Below are 19,346 nucleotides of genomic sequence, written 5' to 3' on the forward strand. Positions count from 1 at the left end.
ACGGCTGTTTCCTCTGCTTCGTTGGTTCCTGGATATTTTCAGCAAGGATCTTCCATGCCGATCATCAATCGTGTTGCCGACCTCGCCGATGAAATCGCCACCTGGCGCAGGGACTTCCATGAAAACCCGGAACTTCTCTTCGACGTGCATCGCACGGCCGGAATCGTCGCCGAAAAGCTGAAGGCCTTCGGCTGCGACGAGGTTGTGACAGGCATCGGACGGACCGGCGTCGTCGGCGTCATCAAGGGCCGTACGAACGGTTCGGGCAAAGTGATCGGCCTTCGGGCCGACATGGACGCGCTGCCCATCGAGGAAGCGACGGACGTGCCCTACAAGTCCAAGGTCCCGGGCAAGATGCATGCTTGCGGCCATGACGGCCACACCGCCATGCTGCTCGGCGCCGCCAAGTATCTCTCCGAGACCCGCAATTTCGACGGTACGGCGATCATGATCTTCCAGCCGGCCGAGGAAGGCGGCGGCGGCGGCGACGCCATGGTGAAGGACGGCCTCATGGAACGCTTCGGCGTGCAAGAGGTCTACGGCATGCACAACATGCCGGGTATCCCGATCGGGCATTTTGCGGTGCGGCCCGGCCCGATGATGGCGGCGGCCGACCGGTTCAGCATCACCATCGAAGGCAAGGGCGCCCATGCGGCGCGGCCCCATGACGGCATCGACACGATTCTCGTGGCAAGTCATGTGGTAACGGCCCTGCAATCCGTAGCGTCCCGCAATGTCGATCCGCTCGAATCGGTCGTCGTGTCGGTATGCATGATCAAGTCGGGAGAGACCTTCAACGTGATCCCGCAGACGGCGCAACTGCTCGGCACCGTGCGCACTCTCTCGCCCGCCGTGCAGGACACGGCCGAGAGCCGCATCCGCGCGATCGTCGACAATGTCTGCGCCGCCTTCGGCGCGAAAGCCAGCATCGACTATTTCCGCGGCTACCCGGTCACCGTCAACGACGCGGACAAGACGGAGTTCATCATCGATGTGGCCAAGCAGGTCGCGGGCGAGAACGCCGTCGACACCTCGATCCCGCCGCTGATGGGCTCGGAGGATTTTTCCTACATGCTGCAGAAACGGCCCGGCGCCTACATCTTCGTCGGCAACGGCGATACGGCGGGCGTGCATCATCCGGCCTATAATTTCGACGACGAGGCCGCGCCCTACGGCGTCTCGCTCTGGGCCAAGATCGTTGAGACCGGCATGCCGGCACGCTGAAGACTTGCTTCAAACGACAATCGCCGCCGGCTCGCACTGGCGGCGATTGCGTTTCAATGATCCTCTACCCGGCTAGCGCATCGTGCGGAAAAGTGGACCCGGTTTTCCGCATGGAACGATGCGCTCATCCAACGAGAGAGCAGCGGATCGATCCCAAAAGCGGAATCCACTTTTGGGATCGATGCTCTAGTGCACGACCATGGCCGTGAACGGATGAACATAGGCCTGCAGCATCACCAGCACGCCGACGAGGGAAGCTAGCGCGATCGAGTGCCAGAACACGAAGCGCAGGATATCGCCCTCGTGACCGAACCAGTTGGTGGCGGTGGAGGCCACGACAATCGATTGCGCGTCGATCATCTTGCCCATGACGCCGCCGGTCGAGTTCGAGGCGCACATGAGGATTTCCGACAATCCCAGTTGGCCCGCCGTGATCTTCTGCAGGTTGCCGAAGAGCACGTTCGAGGCCGTGTCCGACCCGGTCAAGGCCACGCCGAGCCAGCCGAGCAGCGCGGCGAAGAAGGGATAGAGCCAGCCCGTCTGCGCGAAGGCGAGGCCGAGGGTGGCATCGACGCCGGAATAGCGGGTGAGCGTGCCGAGTGCGAGCATCGCCGCGATGGTGATGAGGGAGTAGCGCACCACCCACAGGGTCTCGCCATAGGCCTGGATCAGGCGCAGAGGCGAATACTTCATCACGAAGCCCGAGATGAGCGCCGCGAGCAGGATGCCCGTTCCCGTCATAGTGAGGATGTTGAACCCGAACACCGCCCCCTCGGGCGTCGGCTTAGGAACCACCGGAGGGACTTTCTGCACCATGTTATGCAGTCCCTCGAGCGTCCATTTCGGGAAGTAGAGCGGATTGACGATGTCCTTGAAGGTCTGCGTCCCCCATACGAACACGACCGCGCAGAGGATAATCCACGGCATCCAGGCCTTGATGACGTCGCTGGAGCTATGGCGTGGCGTTCCGGACAGCTCGGCGGCGGAGGCCGCTCCGAGCGATACGGGCCGGGGGACCGTCGCACCGGCCTCGACGCCGCTGCGCAGGGCCGGACTCGTCCAGATCACGGACGGATGCCAGATCTTCAGGAACCCGAACAGGCAGGCCATGGAGACGAGGGATGCGACCACGTCGACCAGCCAGGGACCGTGGTAGTTCGAGACCAGGAATTGCGGAACGGCGAAGGCGACGCCGCAGACCAGAACGGCAGGCCAGATCTGGAGCATGCCGCGCCAGCCGGCGAAGGCCCAGATCAGCCAGAACGGTACGATCAGCGAAAAGAACGGCAATTGCCGCCCCACCATGGCGCCAAGCGCGATGGGATCAAGGCCGGTGACCGCACCCAGGGTGACGATGGGCGTGCCCAGCGCCCCATAAGCGACCGGGGCGGTGTTCGCGATGAGAGAGAGACCTGATGCGGCAAGAGGCGAGAAGCCGAGACCGATGAGGATCGCGCCCGTCACGGCAACCGGCGTGCCGAAACCTGCCGCACCCTCGAAGAACGCGCCGAAGGCGAAGGCGACGAGGAGGAGTTGCAGGCGGCGGTCCGCCGTGATTCCGGCAATCGAATCCTGAAGGATCTTGAACGAACCGTTCTCAACGGTCAGGCGGTAAAGGAAGATGACGTTGAGGATGATCCAGCCGATAGGAAAGAGGCCGGTGAGGGCGCCCAGACCGGCGGCCTCGAATGCCATACCGCTCGGCATGCTGAACACGACGATGGCGATGAACAGTGTCAAGGCGAGGGCGATGAGTGCTGCGAAATGCGCCTGCATTCTTGCAAAGGCTATAAGCCCGAGCAGGCATATCACCGGCAATGCGGCGACGATTGTCGAGAGCACGGCACTCCCGAGCGGATTATAGACCTGGCTCCACATGAGCGTTTCCCCTGAACCCACCGGCAAGAGCCGGCGACTTGGTTGAGGCGGTCAGGCCATAGCGGTCGTGCCGCCCCTAACGAAGCTAGGACGGGCGCCGCACGCGACAATATGAACTAAAGTGCTGTCTTTTGATGACGCAAGACCTTGACGGAAGACCGGATTTCCCTGTCCGGACCATGCCCTTGCGGATGAGGAATGCCTCAATCCTTGATGGAGGAAGCGAGAAGGGCCTCGATGTCGATGTAGTGTCCCGCACGGTCGCGCTTGGAGGCGAGATAGCTCACATTCTCCGCGGTCGGGCGGCCCAGCACCCGATGATCCGAGATCACGTCGAGCCCGGCCTCCTTCAGGGCGCGGATCTTCTCCGGATTGTTGGTGAGAAGCCGCACAGCCTGCACGCCGAGCTTCTTGAGCATCCCGGCGGCGAAATCGAAATGGCGCTGATCCGCCTCGAAGCCCAGGACCTCGTCGGCGTCATAGGTATCGTAGCCCTGCGATTGCAGTTTGTAGGCCCGGATCTTGTTGGCGATGCCGTTCCCGCGCCCTTCCTGGTCGAGATAGAGCAGGATGCCGCCCTCGTTCTGCGCCATGAAACGCACGGTCTCGCGCAGCTGGTCGCCGCAATCGCATTTCAAGCTGCCGAAGAGATCCCCCGTCAGGCAGGCCGAATGCAGGCGCACGGTCACGGGCTTCGCCAGATCGGGAGAGCCGACGATGATCGCCACCTGATCGCGCAGGCCCTCGCCGCCGCGAAACACCACGAACTCGCTGGTGGGCGCGCCTTCAAGCGGCACGGGCGCGCGGCTGACGATCTTCAGGTCCACCGCCTTCGCGCGGCGGTAACTGCGGATGGCCGGGCCCGGCACGCGGGTCAAGGACGGATCGACCTCGATCCCGGCCGCCAATGGCACCACGATCACGGCCGGAAGGACAAGCGACAGGCGGGCGAGCTCCAGCGCATCCTCGTCGAGAAAACCCGCCGCCCTGACCGGAGCGTCGATGCGTCCCTCGATCTTGAGGGCGAGCATCTCGATCCGGGCCCTGTCGACGGATGGCAAGGCGACGACGCCCGGCATCTCGCGCTCCAGGCCGAGACGGCGCAGGCGGGCGGGCGGCAGGACGAGATGGGCGTGTCCGCCGGCGATGGCCTCGATCTGGGCCGCCATGGCCTCATCGAGATCCTCGATGCCGAGCACGAGCGCGCTGCCCGCGGGCCCGTCGATTACAAGGGGGCGAGCGCTGCGAAACTCCGTGATCGCCCTCTCGACCGCCGTAACGGCAAGATCTTCGGATAGGCTTAAAACAACGCGCATCATCGCTTGAATTCAGACGCTCCCAACTCTTTCAGGGAAAGCCGACGCCTCGTGGAAAGGCTCAGTCGCCCTCTTCAGTCAAGCTTCCGGATTGCTTACAGCTTAGCACAGGCTCCCCGACAGCCCTAATCCCGCAGATGGGATGGCTGCCATGCAGGATTAGCAGCCCCGCCTCAGCGCAGCGTGCGGAAAAGCAGGTCCGCTTTTGGGTCCGATGCTTTAGCGCGGGGCGGGCCTCCCCACTTGAACGGAGCGCCTGAGGCCGGAGACCAGCCGCCCATCGATAAGAATAAGGCCGCAGCCGATCAGGGTCATACCGGCGATATGGCGGGGCGCGAGGCTCTCTCCCAGCAGGAAAGTGCCGAAGACGATGGCGCTGATCGGGATGAGAAAGGTCACGAGGCCGACATTCGTCGCGCCAGCCCGGGCCAGGAGACGGAAGAAGATGATATAGGCGAAGGCCGTCGAGACGAGAGCCAGCCCCGCCATGGAAATCAGTGTGCCAGCACTCGGCACCGACAGGGTCCAGGGGCGGTCGACGATGAAGGCCAGGGGCAGCAGGAGGGCGCTTGATGCGCTCACCTGCCCCGTCGCCGTCACCAGGGGCGGAATGCCCATGGCCTTGAAGCGCCGCCCGAAGACGCCGGCGAAGGCATAGGACAGAGCCGCGCCCAGAACGGCGACCTGCGCCGGTACGCTCGCATCCCAGGCCGAGAACGCAGCCGCCCCGATCATGACGGCGACGCCGAGAAAACCGACGATGACCCCGATCAGGCGCTGCCCCGTCAGGCGCTCATCCGCCGTGAGGTAATGGGCGACGATCACGGTGAAGAGAGGAGTCGTGGCGTTGAGAATCGAGGCGAGCCCGCTCGCGATATGGCTCTGCCCCCAGACGATGAGGGTGAACGGAATCGCGTTGTTGAGTATCCCCATGCCGAGAAAGGCAGCCCAGACTCGCCGCTCGCGCGGCAGGGGCACGCGCAGGATCGCAAGCACGGCACGCAGGACGATGGCCGCCATCACGACGCGGAGCGCCACGATCGTCAGAGGCGGCAGCTCCTTGACGGCCACCCCGACGAAGAGGAACGAACCGCCCCAGACGATGGACAGGAGGATCAGCAGCGCCCAGTCGGACGCAGCCATGGTTCTTTGAATGGAAGCTTGGGTCATAGGTCGGTCCCGAGTGATCGGACACCTCATGCTCTGGGACGGGCAAGTTTGCGACCCGTTTTCTGTGATGATCCGACTTGGATTCAGTGATGAATCAGAACAGCTCGTACCAGTCTCCCTGATACTGGCAGATGCCCATGCTGCCCGTGCGCATCGAGCTGCCTTTCCAGGACCGCATGACGATCCGGCACCGATACTCGCTGGCTTCTGCCATTTCGATGGATTGGATGCTCACCGTACCGGAGGCGCCGGTAGCGGGATTCTTCCAGGATGCGGTCTGGCCGTCGGCGTCATCGGCGATGGAGAGGATCACGCGCGCCTCGGCGGGACGGTCGGCATCCGGCACCGTGCGGTCGGAGGCGAACTGGGACTGAGCATTTTTCAATGCGCCCTTCGTGTAGGCGGTTGCCGCCTGCTGCTCGGCAGTTCGGATTCCTCCCCAGAGAGCCTGTTGACCGATCCTAGCTGCGGCATCTGCAGCCCCGAGACCGCCGGACATGGCGCCGCTCGCCAGTCCCCGCATGACCGAGGCCATGCTCTTGAGCTGGTTCATCGTCATGCGGGCATTGTCCCGGTCCATGACGCTTGCGGCATCATCCGCGAAATGGGGGCGCGCCGTCTTGCCGGAAGCCACATCGCGCAGGCGAGGCAGGAAGCGGCTCAGATCGGGCCCCGATCCGGTATCGACATCCGCATTGGCCGCCGCGGTGCTGGCTGCAGCAATGGCCGGAGTGGCCAGCCGGACGGCCGTTCCCGACAGACCGGTCGGATCGAAGGACGTGCCGATCGCGAGGGCCGTACCTGCCGCACCGCCGTCTCCAACCGAGTTACAGGCTGCCAGTCCCAGAGAAAACGCCAATGCGCCGATCAGATGGAATGCCTTGGTCATGAAATGCCCCCGTCAAAGTTTGCGTTATTGCGTAACACAAATGACGCTGCGGGAGAATAAAAGATACAACATTATTCTATTGCCGAACCGGTCCGTGAACTTAGCGGGAAGCGAACCGTTCTGCCGCGAGGAACAAGTCTCCTGGAAAGGATTGATTTACGAAGAATTTTGGTTCTGCGGCGGCTTTACTTCGTGTTCACGGCTTCAGAGCGAGGCTGGCACATGACCTGCTCCTTCAACCCTGTGAACGCCATGGGCTCGCATTTTTCTTCCGATCAATCGTTCTCGACGGCCGGCACCCATGAGAGGCCGCGGCCCGTGATCGGACCTGCCGGCTATCGTCCTGCATCCGCGCCCGCGCGGCATCACAGCTTCATCCTCGGCCGCTCCGATGCGAGGCTGCGCTCCCTGCTCAACCAGGAGGAACGCGACCGGCTTCATTGCTGGTCGATGATCGTTGCCCTGACCTCGTCGGCTGCCGGACTGACGCTTCTCCTGACGGCAGCTCTCCGCTGAATTCACGAAGGCGCACGGTTCAACGAAAAAGCCCGGAGGAAACTCCGGGCTTTTTCATTTCAGGCTACCGGCCCCGGATTGGGCGGACTGCCCGGATCGGGAACCGACGGTTCTGACGGGGGCAGATCGGGATCGGTGGCGGGAATTTCCGTCGGCTCGCGAACCGGCACCTCCGTTGGATTGTGGCCGGGAAGCACAGGGTTGGGACTCGGGGTCGGCTGTTGCGGCTGAGGATCGTAGGGGCCGGGGCCTCTCGTCATGACGCATACTCCGTTGGTGGTATGCAAGATTAACGGATGGCCCTGACGTCCGTTCCTCACTGCAAGGGCCAGAACATCATGATGAGCGGAATGCCGACGACGATGACGATGATCGACAACGGCAGGCCGAGCCGCCAGTAATCGCCGAAACGATAGCCTCCGGGCCCCATGACGAGAGTGTTGCACTGATGGCCGATGGGCGTGAGAAAATCGCATGCCGCGCCGATGGCAACCGCCATCAGAAACGCATCGGGCCTGAACCCGAGCTTCGTCGCGAAGCTCGCGGCGATAGGCGCCATCACCAGCACGGTCGCGGCATTGTTCAGGAACGGCGTCACCGCCATGGCGGCGACCATGATGAGCACGAGCGCGCCCGTCGGCGGCAGCATGTTCGCCACCGAGGAGAGCCACGCCGCGATCAGATCGGTGCCGCCTGTGGTGCGGATCGACTCGCTCACGGGAATCAGTGCGCCGAGCATGACGATGATGGGCCACTCGATGGTCTCATAGACCTCCCGCAGGGTGATCGAACCGAACAGGACCAGCAGCACGCCAGCCCCGAAGAAGGCGATGGCGACGGGAAGGATGTTGAAGGCGACAAGCGCCATGGCCATGGCGAGAATCGCGATGGGCAGAAGGCTTCTGCGCGCACTGCCGAGACGAATGTCTCTCTCAGCAAGGGGAAGGCAGCCGAGATTCTTCAAAGCGTCCGGCAATCTCTTGAGATTACCCTGAAGCACGAGCACGTCGCCGGGGCGCAAGGTGATGGCGCGCAGGCGTTCCTTGAAACGTTCGCCGCTGCGGCTGACAGCCAGGAGATTGACCTGGAACTGCTCGTAGAGAGCGATGCGCTCGGCGGAAGCACCGGTCAGAACCGAGTTCGGCCCGACGATGGCCTCGATGACGCCGATCTCGTCCGTCGCCTCGTCCGTTTCCGGACGGCGGTGCTCGCGGCTGAGTTTCAGCCCTGCCCGAGCCACCACGCTTTCCAAGGCATCCGGCTCGCCCTCGAGCAGGAGCAGATCGTTCTCGCGAATCGCGGCATCCGGCAGGGGACTCGAACTGCGGGTCTCGTTGCGGATGATGGCTGCCACCTTCACATCGCCCTGGCCCATCTTGCGCAGATCGGCGACGGTCTGCCCCGCGATGTCGGATTCAGGCAGAACACGCGCCTCGGTGACGTAATTCTTGATATCGAGCGCATCGTACAGGGAAACGGCGCCCTTGCGTCCTTTCGGCAGAAGACGGTAGCCAAAGGCCAGGAAGATTACGCCGGCCAGCGCGATGCCGGCGCCGACGGGCGTGAAATCGAACATCTGAAACGGCTCGCCGAGCAATTCGCCCCGGACCCGCGACACGATGATGTTCGGCGATGTGCCGACGAGAGTGACAATGCCGCCGAGCAGAGACCCGAAGGCCATCGGCATGAGGAAGCTGGAGGGCGGGGTGTTGGTGCGCCGCGCGATCTGAAACGCCACGGGAATCATCATGGCGAGCGCGCCGATATTCTTCACGAAGGCGGATAGAATCGTCACGATGCCGACAAGCACGGCGATCTGGATCTGCGTCGTGCGCAAGTAAGGTGCGAGCCGGTTCAGGCCTGCTTCCAGTACGCCCGATTTCGCCACGGCAGCGCTCACCAGGAGAGCGCTTGCCACGATGATGACGATGTCGTCGCTGAAGCCGGAAAAGGCCTTGTCCGCCGGAACGATGCCGACAAGCACCGCGACCAGGAGGGACAGGGTCGCGACGACATCGTAACGGAATCGTCCCCAGACGAAGAGCGCCATCATCCCGGCGACGACGGCAAAGGCGAGGATCTGCGGGTATGTCATGTCGCGCGCACGATAGGGAACCAAGGTTCTAACGCGCAACAGTCAAGTTTGTGCCCGCTCTTTATTGACCCAGAACGAGGGCCCAATAGCGCCCGTAGCCGCCCTGCGCATCGGCGCGGGCCAAGCCGATATAACGGGCCTGGGGCATCAGAAGATTGACGTTATGGCCGGCGGAGGCCTGCCAGCGCTTGATGGCGCCGTCGACCGAGGGGGTGCCGGCGGAAAGATTCTCGGCCGCATAGCCCCGGATGCCGAACTTATCCATGCGCCCGCTGAAATCGCCGTGGCTGAGCTTGCCGGCAGCGGCGACCGCCCGTGCCTGATGTTCGGCCGCCTCGTTCAGGCGCGGATCGACGGAAACGGGGCTCAGGCCCTTGGAGACCCGATAGGCCGAAATCAGCGATGCTGCGGCTTTGGCATCGCTCGTGGAACTTGTGAGAACGGCATTCGTGCGCGGCAACTCGGTGGCGCAGCCGGCAAGCGCCAGCGCGATCAGAAGGCAAAAGGACACGGCCCGCATTGAAATATCCCCTGAGGCGGCATTGAACGCCGCTCCTCTTGAAAAAAACAGCAATGGCGGTCATGTGGAGCACGACCGAACCGATCCGCTGCATGCCATGTCGCAGGCTAAGGGTCCAGAATGCCTCCCGCGTCAGCTGATCGCATGTCCCTGTCCCCACCATCCTTCCATGTCGCCGTGATCGGCGGCGGCCCCGCCGGCCTGATCGCCGCGGAGGTTCTGGGACGGTCAGGCGTTGCCGTCACCGTCTACGACCGGATGCCCTCGGTCGGGCGTAAGTTCCTGATGGCCGGGCGCGGCGGCCTGAACCTGACCCATGGGGAGGATTTTAGGCGATTCGTGACGCGCTATGCGAAAGCGGAATCCGACCTGCGTCCTCTCATCGAAGCTTTCCGCCCCGAGGATCTGCGTGCCTGGAGCGAAGGCCTCGGTCAGGAGACCTTCGTCGGATCGAGCGGGCGCGTTTTTCCCAAGGCTTTCAAGGCCTCTCCGCTTCTGCGCGCATGGCTCGCGCGTCTCGACGGGCTCGATGTACGTTTCGCGCTTCGCCATCTCTGGCAGGGCTGGGACGGGAAAGGCCGCCTTGTCTTCACCGATTCGTCGGGCCGGACGATCACCGAGAAGCCAGATGCGACCGTCCTGGCGCTCGGCGGCGCAAGCTGGCCCCGGCTGGGTTCGGATGGCGGCTGGACCGCTTTGCTGCAAGAACGCGGAATCGCCGTGACGCCTCTCCGCCCCGCCAATATGGGCTTCACCGTCGCGTGGTCCGAGGTGATTCGCAGCCGATTCGAGGGCGAGCCCTTGAAGCGGATGGCGATGACCTTCGAAGGCGAAAGCGTTCGCGGCGAGGCCGTCGTCACGGCGGATGGTATTGAGGGCGGGGCGATCTATGCCCTTTCGGCCAGGCTCCGTGATGCCATTCAGCGGGACGGCAGCGCGACCCTGCATATCGACCTGAGACCCGATCTTTCCACCGAATCACTCACGATCCGGCTCGATGCCCCGCGCCGGGGCCAATCCACTTCCACCTTTCTGCGCAAGGCGGCGGGCCTTTCGCCTCTCGCGATCGCCTTCCTGCGGGAGGGCGCCCCTTCCCTGCCCCTGGAGGCCGAAGCCCTGGCACGCCTGGTCAAGGCCGCGCCGCTCGTCCTGACCGGCGTCAAATCCATCGAGCGAGCCATTTCCACGGCCGGCGGCGTGCCTTTCACGGAAGTGGACGAGCATCTGATGCTGCGCCACCTGCCGGGTGTGTTCGTGGCAGGCGAAATGCTGGACTGGGAGGCGCCGACGGGCGGCTATCTACTTCAGGCGACCTTCGCCACCGGGATCGCAGCAGCGAAAGGCGTGCTCGAACGCCTGAAGATTCCCGATGCCGCATTGACCGAATCCGGCCGCTCGGCCACACGGCAATCGTGACCAACCCGCGCCAGATCCTCCACGACGTCTTCGGTTTCTCCTCCTTCCGCGAAGGACAGGAGGAAATCGTGCGTGCCGTGCTCGACGGCGAGGACGTGCTGGCGGTAATGCCGACCGGCGCGGGCAAGTCGCTCTGCTACCAGCTGCCGACCCTTGCCCGGGAGGGACTGACTCTCGTGGTCTCTCCCCTCATCGCGCTGATGCGCGATCAGGTGGCGGCCCTGCGCCATTTCGGCATCGAGGCCGGAAGCCTCAACTCAGCCAACGACGCGGACGAGAACCGTCGCGTGACCGACGCCATCCGCGACGGGCGCATGCGCCTGCTCTATGCCTCGCCCGAGCGACTCGCCAATACGGGCGCGACCGAGTGGCTGGCCCGCGCGGGCGTCAACCTTCTCGCCATCGACGAAGCTCACTGCGTCTCGCAATGGGGCCATGACTTCCGGCCCGAATATGCCCTGCTCGGCGAGGTGCGCCGCCGCTTAGGAGGAGTGCAGACCATCGCGCTCACCGCCACCGCCGATGTGGCGACCCGCGGCGACATCATGCATCGCCTGTTCGAGAGCGAGCCGCGCATCTTCATCCACGGCTTCGACAGGCCGAACCTCCGGCTCGCCATGCAGGCGAAGGAGAACATGAAGCGCCAGCTCTTCACGTTCCTCGACAAGCACCGGCACGAGAGCGGGATCGTCTATTGCTCTTCCCGCGATTCCACCGAGAGGCTGGCGGATTCGCTCAATCAGGCGGGCTATCGCGCCCTGCCCTATCATGCGGGCATGGTCCAGGCCGAGCGCGCCAAGAACCAGGACATCTTCCTGCAGGAGGACGGCGTGGTGATGGTGGCCACTGTCGCCTTCGGCATGGGTATCGACAAGCCGGATGTGCGTTTCGTCGCCCACGCGGCCCTGCCCAAATCCATCGAGGCCTATTACCAGGAAATCGGCCGCGCGGGCCGCGACGGCGCCGCCGCCGACACACTCACCCTCTACGGCCTCGACGACATGCGCCTGCGCCGGGCGCAGATCGAGGACAGCGAATCCTCCGACGAGCAGAAGCGCATCGAGCGCCAACGGCTCAATGCGCTGGTCGCTTTATGCGAAGCGCCGCGCTGCCGCCGCCAGACGCTGCTCGCCTATTTCGGCGAAAGCACCGAGCCTTGCGGCAATTGCGATCTATGCATCGAAGGTGTCATGTCCTTCGACGGCACCGTCGAGGCGCAAAAACTTCTCTCTGCCATCGTGCGCACGGGCGAGCGCTTCGGCACCGAACACCTCATCAGCATTCTGGTCGGCGAAGACACCGATGCGATCCGACGTTTCGGACACAACAGCCTCAAGACCTTCGGTGTCGGGGCCGACCGTTCGAAGACGGAATGGCGCTCGCTGCTGCGGCAGATCTATGCCGCCGGGCTCGTCGGGTTGGAGCTCGCGGAATACGGCCGCTGGACCATCACGGACAGGGGCGTTTCCGTACTGAAAGGCCAGGAGCGCATCGAGCTGCGTTCGGATGTATTGATGAAGCCCCGCGAGCGCCGTCGCAGGCGGACTGCGCTCGAAGCTCATGCCACTGTGCCGGGGGACGATCCGCTGCTCATGGAGCTGAAGGCCCTGCGCACGCGTCTCGCCAAGGAAGAAGGCGTGCCGGCCTACGTGATCTTCTCCGACCGCAGCCTGATCGACATGGCCACCAAGAGGCCGACGACCGTCAGAGCATTCGGTGAAATCCACGGCGTCGGCCAGGCCAAACTCGACCGCTATGCGGACGCCTTCCTCGCGGTTGTGAAGGAACACGCGGCTTGACGATGCGGCAATCTCAAGCCGCCCGCCGCTCTTCTCCCGATTCCACCTCGATCCAGCGCTCCTCATGCGCGCTGCGCGCCACCGCATCCACTATGCGTTCGATGCGGATACCACCCTCGAAATCGATGATGGTTGCCGCCTCGCCGTCGATGCGCCGGATCAGCGCATGGCATTCGATGATCTTCAGCTCGTTGAAGCCGAGGCCGTGACCGGGCGCGGGGATGAATTTGTCGTAGGGCGCATGAAGCGGCGATGCGAGGATGGTGCGAAAACCCTGGCGATCCTTCGGCATGTCCGTCGTATAAATCTGCACCTCGTTCATGCGCTCCTGATCGTAGACGATGGTGCCCTTCGATCCGAACAGCTGCACGAAGATGCGGCCCTTGCGCCCCCAGGCGGAACGATTGAGGGCGATGATTCCGGATGCACCGTTTTCCAGCTCGATCAGGGTCGTGGCGATATCGTAGGTCTCGACCGCGCGCCGCGCGCCGCCTTTGATAGGACGATCAGCATAGGGCTTCGCCATATGACCGAAGACGCGCCGGACACCCCCGAGGAGGGTCCAGATCAGGCTCAAGGGATGGACGCCGAAATCATCGAGCGCCCCATGGCCGGAGGAGGCCTCGCTCTTCCAGTAGAAAAGCTCTTCCGGATCCGCCATGAAATCCTCATCCATCTCGATGCGGACATGGTTGACCTCGCCGATCTGCCCTTCGTCGAGCAGACGCCGGATCAGGCGGATGATCGGGTTCTGGATGTAGTTGTAGCCCAGCACCGCCACTTTGCCCGAGGTCCGCGCGGCCTCGAGCATCCGCTCCGCGTCGGCGAGCTTCGTCGCCATGGGCTTTTCGCACCAGACATGCTTGCCCGCCTCCAGCGCCGCGATCGCCATCTCGGGATGGAACGCGTTCGGCGTGGTGATCGACACCACATCGACGGCGGGATCGGTGACGAGGGAGCGCCAGTCGCCCGTGGCCCGGGCGAAGCCGAGTTCCCTCGCCTTCCTTTCGGCGAGATCCTGCGAGGCCTCGGCGAGCATGGCGAGATTCGGTCTCGCCACATCGCCGAAGACGGGCGCGACCGCGTTCCAGGCGAGCGCGTGGCACTTGCCCATATAGCCCGTGCCGATGAGGCCGATTCCAAGCCCCGTTTTTCCAAGCCTCGTGTTTCCAAGTCCCGTCATGTCAGACCATGCCGCCCAGTTCCGCCGAAAGCGATTGCAGCTCCTTGCCACCGGCCATGAGGTTCTGCAACTCGTCGATCTGGATCCCGGACTTCGCATAGGTGCCGAGCGTCTTGCCACGGTTGAGCACCGTGAACCGATCCCCCACCGCGTAGGCATGGCGCACATTGTGCGTGATGAAGATCACGCCCAGGCCCTTCTGCCGGACCTGATGGATGTATTTCAGCACCATCGAGGTCTGCGCCACGCCGAGCGCCGAGGTCGGCTCGTCGAGGATCAGGACCTTCGCGCCGAAATAGACCGCGCGGGCAATCGCCACGCATTGGCGCTCGCCGCCGGACAACGTGCCCACCGCCTGGTTCGGGTCGCGCACGTCGATGCCGATCCTGTGCATCTCCTCGCGCGTCACCTCGTTACAATGGTCGAAATCCACATAACGGAACGGCCAGAACCCTTTCGTGGGTTCGCGGCCCATGAAGAAATTGCGCGTCACCGACATGAGCGGGATCATCGCAAGGTCCTGATAGACCGTCGCGATGCCCGCATCGAGCGCGTCGCGCGGGCTCGTGAAGGTGACGTGTTCGCCATCGACCAGGAATTCCCCGGTCGTCGGCCTGTGCACGCCGGCAAGCGTCTTGATCAGGGTGGATTTGCCGGCGCCGTTATCGCCGAGGAGGCACATCACCTCGCCGCGGCCGACCGTGAGGGACACACCCGACAATGCGATCACGGAGCCGAAATGTTTGACCACTTCCCGGATGTCGATGAGAGGAGCATTCGTTGCCATGTCAGCGCTCTCCCGTGACTTTGCGGCGGATGAAGTTGTTGAACAGCACCGCGAGCAGCAGCATGGCGCCGAGGAAGACCTGGAACCAGTCCGAGTCGAAGCGCGTGTAGGTGAGGCCGATCGAGACCATGCCGAAGATGATGGCGCCGAAGAACGCGCCGATCGCCGAGCCGTAGCCGCCGGTGAGCAGGCAGCCGCCGATCACCGCGGCGATGATGGCCTCGAACTCCTTTTGGAAGCCGCGCCGCGAGTCGGTGGAGCCCGCATCGAGAACGGTCAGAATCGCGACCAGGGCCGCCGCGCAGGCGGTCAGCATGAAGAGGCTCGTTTTCACCCGATCGACCGGCACGCCGGAATTGCGCGCGGCATTCGCATCGCCACCCGATGCGAAGATCCAGTTGCCCGCTTTCGTGCGCAGCAGGATCCATGTCGCAACGATAGCGAAGAGGATGAACCAGAGGATCGATACCGGAACCCCGGTGACGGTCGGCGTCCCGTTCGGGAATTTCGCGACGATGTCGTGGGCCGCGAGCCAGCTGAACAGGCCCTCCAGGGCGTTGCCCGAGAAGATCTCGCGCACGATGCCCTGGCCCGCCTGATCGCCGATGCCGCGCATCTGGGTCGATCCGCCCGTCGCCCATTTCAGGCCGACGAGGGACAGGCCGCGCAGGATGAAGAGGAAGGCGAGGGTGACGATGAAGGACGGCAGCCGCGTGCGGATGACGATCTGTCCATTCAGGCCACCCAGCAGCGCCGCCAGCACGAAGGTTCCCGCAATGGCGAGCAGCAGCGGCCATCCCGTGAGCGTCAGGAACGATCCGAAGATGAGGCCCGCGAAGGCCACCATCGAACCGATGGAGAGGTCGAACTCGCCGCCGATCATCAAAAGCGCCGCCGCGATGGCGAGAATGCCGAGCTGCGAGGCAGGCGTGAGGATGTTCATGATGCCCGCCAGGGTGAACATCGACGAATCGGCGGTGGAGAGAAAGAAGATCGTGACCAGGACGAGACCGGCGAGCGCCCCGAGTTCCGGACGGCGCATGGCCTTCGTGAGGAGGGAAGCCTCCTTCAGGCGCTCGTCGCGAGCGGGTTTTGCGGGAGCGCCGGGGGGAACCGGTGCCACATGGGCGGTAGGTTGGCTGACATCCGTCATGAACGCCTCCCTGAACAAAACATCTGGAAAGAGAGAAGCCCGCGATCAGTGTCGCGGGCTTCGGTCGTCGGTTAGCGGATGCCCTTGGCGGACAGATCGACCACCTGGGCCGCCTTGTCCTTCGTGACCAGGTTCGGGCCGGAGGGCACGTTGCCGCCCGGGATCAGGCCGTATTTCGCATTGAGCGCGAGAAACACCACCGGCAGATAGCCCTGCAGATATTGCTGCTGGTCGATGGCGAAGGCGGCCTCGCCCGCGGCGACCGCTTTCAGGAAATTGGCCGAGAGGTCGAAGGAGGCGATGCGCACGGCGCCGGTCTTGCCTGCTTCCTTGATGGCGGCGACGGTCGGTTCGCCAGAGAGCGGCGCGCCGAGCGCCATGATGGTGTCGATGGAAGGATCGGAAGCCACGGCCGCCTTCACCTTGGCGCGGATATCCGCCGGATCGTTCGTGACCGGCAGCACGGTGACCTTGCCGCCGAAGCCCTCACTAAAGCCCTTGCAGCGCAGATCGAGCGAAACGTTGCCGACCTCGTGGTTCACGCAAAGCCCGACCTTACCGCCCATATCCTTCAGCGCTGCGCCGGCAATGCGACCGGCCTCGGCCTCGTCCTGGCCCACATGAAGCAGGGCGCCGAGCTTCTTCGAAACGTCGGAGCCGGAATTCATGGAAATGACCGGAATGCCTGCGGCCACCGCCTTCTGGATCGACGGGCCGAGGGCCGAGGCATCCGGGATCGAGACGACGAGACCCGAAGGCTTCTGGTTGACGGCCGCATCGATGAGCTGGCCCATGGCGACCATGTCGAAGGTCTCGGGCGCGCGGTAATCGACCTGAACCTTCATATCCTGCCCGGCCGCCGTAACGCCGTTCTTCACCACGGACCAGAACGGGTCATTGGCCTGGCCGTGGCTGACGACGATGATGCGGGCGTTTTGCTGCGCCGCGGCCGGAGCGGCGGCGGCAAGGGTCAGGGCTGCCGCGGCAGCAAGACCGGTGATGAACGATTTCATATGTTTCCTCCCAAAAGGTCCTCGGACATCGCTCCGGACATCCCGGATCCGCGATGAACGCTACGGCTTCACGCCGCGCGATGGAGTTCGGCAGAAGGAGCAACAAATGATTCGAACATCGAATCGTTCGGTAGCGCGGCATTTCCTCTGCCAGTCGGACCGTTCAGAAACAGAACGATCGAACTTTTATTACATATTTGTGGAATTTTCATTCCATTTTTGTAGGATCAGTGCCAAGGTCTCATCCCATCGATCTAAGGTAGGGCGTTGGAGGGGCGAGAGAAGCATGGGGGCGCATTCAGAAGTGACGATGGACGCCGTTCCGGAAGATTACGAGGGCCTGAAGGTTCTCCTGCTCAGCCGCCGCGAGGCGCTGCCGAAGCGGCTGAAGCAGCTTGCCGCCTTCGCGCTCGAACATCCGGAGGAAATGGCGTTCGGCACGGTTGCCGGCATCGCCGAACATGCGGGCGTGCAGCCCTCGACCCTGATCCGCTTCGCCAAGAGCCTCGGCTATGACGGGTTTTCCCATCTGCAGCAGATCTTCCGCGACCGCCTGCGGGAGCGTTTCCCGGATTACCGGGAGCGCCTTCGCGGCCTGCGCGAGGCGGAGGGACATCATTTCCAGGCCGCTTCTCTGCTCGACGGCTTCACGGAAGCGGCGGCCATTTCGCTTGACCGCATGCGCAGCTCGGTGAGCCCGGAAGAGCTTTCCCGCGCCATCGAGACCCTGGCCAAGGCCGACACGATCTATCTGCTCGGCGCGCGCCGGGTCTTTCCCGTCTCGGCCTATTGCGCTTATGCCTTCGGCAAGCTCGGGGTACGGGCCATCCTGATCGACCACATCGCCCAGCTCGGCCCGGAGCAGCTCGCCACTGCGACGGAGCGGGATGCGGTTCTCGCCATCAGCTTTACCCCCTATGCGCCGGTCACGGCCGACCTCGCGGCAACAGCAGCGCGGCGAAACATCCCGGTGGTCGCGATCACCGATTCGGCCTTCTCGCCGCTGGTATCCAGCGCCGATATCTGGCTCGAAGTCGCGGAGGCCGATTTCGGCGCCTTCCGTTCCCTCTCGGCCTCCTTCGCGCTCGCTATGGCGCTGGCGGTGGGAACGGCAGAGAAGCGGGCGGAGGGGTAATACCCCACTGTCATTCCGGGCGAGCGAGAGCGAGAGCCCGGAACCCATAAACATCAATCGCTCAGAAGAAGGCGAGCCGCCGATCCACTCTCTCCTGAGCTGTTAGCGTTTATGGGTTCCGGGCTCCGCTGCGCGGCCCCGGAATGACGGGTGTTTGAAACGGAAATGGCCGGGACGAGCCCGGCCATGATCACTCGGCTTGAGCGTGTTTCTTAAAGCCGCACCGGCTTTCCGGTCTGCGCCGATTCCGTCGCGGCATCGGCGAGGCGCTGAGCCTTGAGGCCGTCATGGCCGGTGGGATCGCAGGCCTTGCCGGTCTTGACGGCGGCGAGGAAGGCGTCGAGCTCGGCCTTGTAGGCGTCGGCATAGCGCTGGAGGAAGAAATCCTGCACCGGATCGGCGGTGACGCCGGACGCATTCGCCACTTCCACCGTCGTGCGGTGGATGTTGCCTGCGCGGATCATGCCCTTCGAGCCATGCACCTCGATGCGCTGGTCGTAGCCATAGGTGGCGCGACGGGAATTGGAGATCTGCACGATACGGCCCTTGGCCGTCTTGAGCAGCACCGCCGCCGTGTCCACATCGCCCGCCTGGCCAATGGCCGGATCGACGAGGGAGGAGCCGACCGCATGCACTTCCACCGGCTCGTCGCCGAGCAGGAGGAAACGGGCCATGTCGAGATCGTGGATCATCATGTCCCGGAACAGGCCGCCCGAGGTCGCAATGTAGCTCACCGGCGGCGGGCCGGGATCGCGGGAGAGAATCGTCACCAGTTCCACATCTCCCACTTCGCCATCGGCGAGGCGCTTGCGGAGAGACGCGAAGTTGGGATCGAAGCGGCGGTTGAAGCCGATCATCAGCGGCGTGCCCGCCTTCTCGACGGTGGCGAGGCAGGTCTCGATGCGCGGGCTCGAAAGATCGACCGGCTTCTCGCAGAACACCGCCTTGCCGGCGCGTGCGCCGCGCTCGATCAGATCGGCATGTGTGGTGGTCGGCGTGCAGATGAGGATGGCGTCCACATCGGAGCGCTCGACGATGGCATCGAGGGACGCGACCTCCGCGCCCGTCGCCGCCGCCAGCTCCTGGGCGGAGGGAGCGTGCGGATCCGCCACCGCCACGAGGCGGGCATCCGGATTGTTGGCGGCGTTGCGTCCGTGAATGCGGCCGATGCGGCCCGCGCCCAGTACGGCGATCCTGATCATGATTCCCCCGGGATGTTTTGCCGGCTTTGCGGCAAGTTTAGAATTGATGT

General features: G+C 64.0%; 17 protein-coding genes. 5 read left to right on the forward strand and 12 right to left on the reverse strand.

Annotation, left to right across the window (positions count from 1 at the left end):
- Positions 1–54: 54 nt before the first annotated feature.
- Positions 55–1,224, forward strand: coding sequence for a M20 aminoacylase family protein (locus tag AB4Y97_RS00735; protein WP_441997077.1), 1,170 nt, complete (start codon positions 55–57; stop codon positions 1,222–1,224).
- 186 nt (positions 1,225–1,410) lie between these two features.
- Here AB4Y97_RS00735 and AB4Y97_RS00740 read toward each other — a convergent pair whose 3' ends face one another.
- From AB4Y97_RS00740 to AB4Y97_RS00755, 4 genes are all read right to left on the reverse strand, one after another.
- Positions 1,411–3,102, reverse strand: a complete 1,692-nt coding sequence (locus AB4Y97_RS00740) for an L-lactate permease (RefSeq protein ID WP_441997078.1) — start codon at positions 3,100–3,102, stop codon at positions 1,411–1,413.
- 203 nt (positions 3,103–3,305) lie between these two features.
- On the reverse strand, positions 3,306–4,418 hold the full coding sequence (gene ribA / locus AB4Y97_RS00745) for a GTP cyclohydrolase II RibA (RefSeq protein WP_441997395.1): 1,113 nt from the start codon (positions 4,416–4,418) through the stop codon (positions 3,306–3,308).
- Between the two features lie 219 nt (positions 4,419–4,637).
- Positions 4,638–5,561 carry a DMT family transporter gene (locus tag AB4Y97_RS00750; RefSeq protein ID WP_441997079.1) on the reverse strand — a complete coding sequence of 308 codons (924 nt, stop codon included), beginning with the start codon at positions 5,559–5,561 and terminating at the stop codon, positions 4,638–4,640.
- A gap of 121 nt (positions 5,562–5,682) precedes the next feature.
- Positions 5,683–6,477: a hypothetical protein gene (locus AB4Y97_RS00755; RefSeq protein ID WP_441997080.1), complete on the reverse strand. Its 795-nt coding sequence runs from the start codon at positions 6,475–6,477 to the stop codon at positions 5,683–5,685.
- 222 nt (positions 6,478–6,699) lie between these two features.
- Here AB4Y97_RS00755 and AB4Y97_RS00760 point away from each other — a divergent pair, with 222 nt between their 5' ends.
- A complete protein-coding gene (locus AB4Y97_RS00760; protein WP_441997081.1) occupies positions 6,700–6,993 on the forward strand; it encodes a hypothetical protein in 294 nt (97 codons plus the stop codon).
- 59 nt (positions 6,994–7,052) lie between these two features.
- Here AB4Y97_RS00760 and AB4Y97_RS00765 read toward each other — a convergent pair whose 3' ends face one another.
- The 3 genes from AB4Y97_RS00765 to AB4Y97_RS00775 all read right to left on the reverse strand — a co-directional run bounded on the left by AB4Y97_RS00765 (position 7,053) and on the right by AB4Y97_RS00775 (position 9,608).
- Positions 7,053–7,253 (reverse strand): hypothetical protein, encoded by a 201-nt coding sequence (locus AB4Y97_RS00765; protein WP_441997082.1) that lies wholly within the window; start codon positions 7,251–7,253, stop codon positions 7,053–7,055.
- A gap of 56 nt (positions 7,254–7,309) precedes the next feature.
- On the reverse strand, positions 7,310–9,088 hold the full coding sequence (locus tag AB4Y97_RS00770; RefSeq protein WP_441997083.1) for an SLC13 family permease: 1,779 nt from the start codon (positions 9,086–9,088) through the stop codon (positions 7,310–7,312).
- A 61-nt stretch (positions 9,089–9,149) separates the two neighbouring features.
- Positions 9,150–9,608, reverse strand: a complete 459-nt coding sequence (locus tag AB4Y97_RS00775; RefSeq protein ID WP_441997084.1) for a CAP domain-containing protein — start codon at positions 9,606–9,608, stop codon at positions 9,150–9,152.
- 120 nt (positions 9,609–9,728) lie between these two features.
- On the opposite strand from AB4Y97_RS00775, the gene AB4Y97_RS00780 reads away from it, so the two are divergent.
- Positions 9,729–11,024, forward strand: coding sequence for an NAD(P)/FAD-dependent oxidoreductase (locus tag AB4Y97_RS00780; RefSeq protein ID WP_441997085.1), 1,296 nt, complete (start codon positions 9,729–9,731; stop codon positions 11,022–11,024).
- A complete protein-coding gene (gene recQ, locus AB4Y97_RS00785) occupies positions 11,021–12,823 on the forward strand; it encodes a DNA helicase RecQ (protein WP_441997086.1) in 1,803 nt (600 codons plus the stop codon). Before AB4Y97_RS00780 ends, recQ begins: the two co-directional genes overlap by 4 nt.
- A 13-nt stretch (positions 12,824–12,836) precedes the next feature.
- Here recQ and AB4Y97_RS00790 read toward each other — a convergent pair whose 3' ends face one another.
- The 4 genes from AB4Y97_RS00790 to AB4Y97_RS00805 all read right to left on the reverse strand — a co-directional run bounded on the left by AB4Y97_RS00790 (position 12,837) and on the right by AB4Y97_RS00805 (position 16,959).
- On the reverse strand, positions 12,837–14,006 hold the full coding sequence (locus AB4Y97_RS00790) for a Gfo/Idh/MocA family protein (RefSeq protein WP_441997087.1): 1,170 nt from the start codon (positions 14,004–14,006) through the stop codon (positions 12,837–12,839).
- Between the two features lies 1 nt (position 14,007).
- Entirely contained in the window at positions 14,008–14,793 is a 786-nt protein-coding gene (locus AB4Y97_RS00795) for an ATP-binding cassette domain-containing protein (protein WP_441997088.1), read from the reverse strand.
- Position 14,794: 1 nt separating this feature from the next.
- Positions 14,795–15,946, reverse strand: coding sequence for an ABC transporter permease (locus AB4Y97_RS00800; protein ID WP_441997089.1), 1,152 nt, complete (start codon positions 15,944–15,946; stop codon positions 14,795–14,797).
- A 71-nt stretch (positions 15,947–16,017) separates the two neighbouring features.
- On the reverse strand, positions 16,018–16,959 hold the full coding sequence (locus AB4Y97_RS00805) for a sugar ABC transporter substrate-binding protein (protein WP_441997090.1): 942 nt from the start codon (positions 16,957–16,959) through the stop codon (positions 16,018–16,020).
- A 310-nt stretch (positions 16,960–17,269) separates the two neighbouring features.
- Between AB4Y97_RS00805 and AB4Y97_RS00810 the strand changes: the two genes are divergently transcribed.
- Positions 17,270–18,094, forward strand: coding sequence for a MurR/RpiR family transcriptional regulator (locus tag AB4Y97_RS00810; protein ID WP_441997091.1), 825 nt, complete (start codon positions 17,270–17,272; stop codon positions 18,092–18,094).
- Between the two features lie 212 nt (positions 18,095–18,306).
- On the opposite strand, the gene iolG is transcribed toward AB4Y97_RS00810, so the two are convergent.
- The gene (gene iolG / locus AB4Y97_RS00815; RefSeq protein WP_441997092.1) at positions 18,307–19,296 is read right to left on the reverse strand and encodes an inositol 2-dehydrogenase; all 990 of its coding nucleotides are present in this window, start codon (positions 19,294–19,296) and stop codon (positions 18,307–18,309) included.
- Between the last annotated feature and the right edge of the window lie 50 nt (positions 19,297–19,346).

Origin of the sequence: Microvirga sp. 2TAF3 (assembly GCF_052114965.1) — a bacterium.
GTDB lineage: Bacteria > Pseudomonadota > Alphaproteobacteria > Rhizobiales > Beijerinckiaceae > Microvirga.